This is a genomic window from uncultured Dialister sp. (assembly GCF_937959425.1).
GTDB lineage: Bacteria > Bacillota > Negativicutes > Veillonellales > Dialisteraceae > Dialister.
This window is the reverse complement of the sequence record NZ_CALGPS010000110.1, coordinates 1-3,296: the sequence shown is the minus strand read 5'-3', so window position 1 is coordinate 3,296 and position 3,296 is coordinate 1. Positions and strand designations below refer to the sequence as shown.

The window sequence follows — 3,296 nt, the reverse complement described above, 5'->3', positions numbered from 1 at the left end:
GGAAGTCCGGCGCAGCCGGATAGGGGGTGGCCGACGAAGTCGGCCAATTCGGCAGGATGATACATGGAGAGATGAGACATAAATGCTGCAAGCCATTCCGGCGCTCCCCCTTTGGTGCTTGGCGGCACCACCTTCCCCCCGCAGGCGGGGGGACAACAAAGCTCCGTGAAGCAGTTCTTTCAAATGTGGCGCTAAGTAAAGCGCGGGTTGTTCTGCTCCCGCTTGCGGGGTGGCAAGCGAACACGATTCATAGGGGAGCGGTAGCGACCTGAGAATCGTGTGAGACGCTTTCCCGTGGAGAAGTCCCGCGCAGCGGGAAAGGGGGAATGCTTTTCCACGGGCCGAAGGCCCGGTTGGCTTGTTTCCCTTCGCGCCGCAGGCGCGGTTGTATGGTTTTATAAAAAATAGGCGCCTTTTTATTTTAAAGGCGCCCACCACTGCCGCGAAGCGGCATATAAAATTCATTGCCCGAAGGGCAATCCACAACCTTCGGGCCCAAAGGGCCCGTCAAACCTAAAAACCTTCCGGCCCAAAGGGCAGGTCAAACTTTAGAACCTTCAGCGCCCCTATTTCCTGCTGAAAAACCGCACCATACTATCAGGAATATCCTTCTTCCGCAACATGGTGGGGAGATCCTCCCTATCCATGGCCTCTCCCTTTTCGGAAAGGAGGGTATCCATGTAGGACGCCGCCGCCAGTTTGTCTTCCTTATCCTTCACATCCGCCTTCAGCTGCTCCACGTGACTCCGAAGGAGCGCTTCCCGCTGGGGGCGGGTGGCCGGGCCCTGGAGGTAGAGGGACAGGAACTGGCTGATTTCCTGGATGGACATATCCACGTTCCGGAAGAACTGGATGAGCCGGAGGAGGGCGATGTCCCGGTCCGTGAAGATACGGACGCCGCCTACGCTCCTTCTCACGAACTGGAGCAGCCCCTTTTTGTCATAAAAGCGGAGCGTGGTGGCCGGAATGCCGGTGAGATCCACCACGTCCTTCATAGTATATAAACGTTCCGCCATAGGATTACCTCGATCATTGTCTTACAAAAAAACTGTGGCAGGGATAACTCATGGTGCAGTTCCCTCCTCCAACAGTGACTTCAGTATAGCCCCTAGAGCAGAGAACCTGTCAATAGTACATCGGGGGGGGGTAGAAGTGTATTCTATTTATGAAATTTTAACGTAAAAGTGTAGCATACCATTTCCTGTCTCATGGAAATCAGATAAAATTTTTTTATATCGACTAAGAGTCATTTCTTATATCCGGGAAGAAATCACGAAAAACAGGGGAAAAATAGATACTTAGAGTAAGGTGCATAGTAGTAGACTGAGGCGCGGAGTCCGGTTATTGCGGCATTTTTTCGGAAATGATACCGTAAATACAGTCACAGGAAGGAGGCCCCCTCCCTATGGCGGACGGACAGTAAGAGAAAAAAAGCAGGCAGAGGAAACACGGTCACTCGCGCATAGGCTTTCTATCTGAACTCCTGAAAAAACAAAGGGCTCGGTTTTCTCTATTGTTTATTTCAAAGGAGCGAAGAACTATGAAAAAGATTCTCGCAATCGCTGCTGTAGCAGCACTCACCGCTGGCGTATCCGCTTACGCAGCAAATCCATTCTCCGATGTTTCCACCGATGACTGGGCATACCAGGCAGTATCCGACCTCTCCGACCAGGGCGTCGTAGAAGGCTATCCGGATGGCACCTTCAAAGGCGAAAGAAACATTACCCGTTATGAACTGGCTCAGATCATTGCCCGCCTCATGGCAAAAGAAGACCAGCTGAACGCTGAACAGCGTGCAACCCTTGATAAACTGGCTGGCGAATACGCTGACGAACTGGCTAACCTGGGCGTTCGCGTTTCCAACCTGGAAAAGAAAGTCGGCAACCTCTACTGGTCCGGCGATGCTCGTATGCGTTACCAGGATAAGACCCTTAATAAAGATGACAGCTGGAATGGCCGTATCCGTATCAACGTACGTGGCCAGGTTAACGACTCCACCTATGTACAGGGCCGTTTCCTGAACGAAATGAACTTCAAAGACAGTGCTTCTTCTGATACCTCCATGGATCAGTTGTATGTAAATCACAACTTCGGTAAAGACTTTGCAGTACGTCTTGGCCGTCAGCCCATCGCATTCGGTGACCAGGCAGGCTGGCTGAGCAATGGTCATGAAGGCTATGATGGCGTACAGGCTGCTTACAACAATGGCAAGCTGTCCCTGACCACCGGCTATGGCCAGTTCAACAACCAGTACGGCGATTTCTCTGAACCACACTACAAACTGAACAAAGATGGTGACGCTGTTGTAGAAGACAACAACGATGCTGATTTCTACTTTGCACGCGGTGCTTTTGACTTCGGCTTTGCTAAACTGGGCGTAGATTACATTTCCTATCAGGATAAACATGGCGCTACCTATGTTGATGGCGAAGGTGAAGATACTGCAAACAAAGTAGACTTCAAGGGAACAAAACCGGAACTCTTCGGCGTAAACCTGAATGTTCCTGTTCAGCAGTTCAACGTATTTGGTGAATACTGGAAGAACACCACCGCTCCGAGCGGACTGAAAGACACCGCTTGGAATGCAGGCCTCTCCTACGGCGCAGCTAACTGGAAGAAACCGGGCACCTGGGATCTCTCCGTTGCATACAACAGCGTAGGCAATGCTGTATACCTCGGCGACACCGGCTGGCAGACCAACATTCTTGACGCAGTTTACAAAGCTGACAGACTGAAATTCTGGAATGCTATGGCTAACGTAACCCTCCAGAAGAACGTTCAGCTCCATGCTGAATATGCATTCGCAGCTGACGCTGACAAGGGTGCAGATCCGGACGATGCTTGGACCGTTTCCCTGAACTACAAATTCTAATTTCTGAAAAGAAAATAGAATCTGGTTTCATAAACAAGAAAGAAGCTCTCGAAAGAGGGCTTCTTTTTTTGCTGCTTTCCGTAGAGTCCTGGGAAGTGGAGGACAGATGGAAGAAATGGTAAATGTTGAATGGTAAATGGTAAATGAAGGTGGGCGCTTTTTTGAACACGCCCTTTGGGCGTGAGGGTTCAGATGGTGCAGAAGGTGCAGAGGGTTCAAAGGGGAAAGGCAGGCGCCTGCCGGCGATCCTCTGAACTTGCCTCCCCCTGCCTGCAGGGGGAGGGGAACCACTATGTACTTTAAACTGGCCTATCCCTGCCTGCAGGGGGAGGGGGACCACGATAGTGGTGGAAGGGGTTGTTACAGGGAGAGATGAGACATAAATGCTGCAAGCCATTTCGGCGCTGCCCCCTTTGGTGCCTGC

2 protein-coding genes are annotated in these 3,296 nt (G+C 51.4%); one reads left to right on the top strand and one right to left on the bottom strand.

Going from position 1 to position 3,296, the window contains the following annotated elements; translation table 11 throughout:
* Nucleotides 1-566: 566 nt before the first annotated feature.
* Complete coding sequence (locus Q0482_RS04770) at nt 567-1,016, bottom strand: MerR family transcriptional regulator (protein ID WP_288269850.1); 450 nt, start codon at nt 1,014-1,016, stop codon at nt 567-569.
* 524 nt (nt 1,017-1,540) lie between these two features.
* Here Q0482_RS04770 and Q0482_RS04765 point away from each other — a divergent pair.
* Nucleotides 1,541-2,872 carry an S-layer homology domain-containing protein gene (locus tag Q0482_RS04765; RefSeq protein WP_299144063.1) on the top strand — a complete coding sequence of 444 codons (1,332 nt, stop codon included), beginning with the start codon at nt 1,541-1,543 and terminating at the stop codon, nt 2,870-2,872.
* Nucleotides 2,873-3,296 lie beyond the last annotated feature (424 nt).

Bases quoted from the DNA above. Each gene is read 5' to 3' on its own strand.
- Q0482_RS04765 (WP_299144063.1), top strand. From the start codon at position 1,541: ATGAAAAAGATTCTCGCAATCGCTGCTGTAGCAGCACTCACCGCTGGC.
- Q0482_RS04770 (WP_288269850.1), bottom strand. From the start codon at position 1,016: ATGGCGGAACGTTTATATACTATGAAGGACGTGGTGGATCTCACCGGC.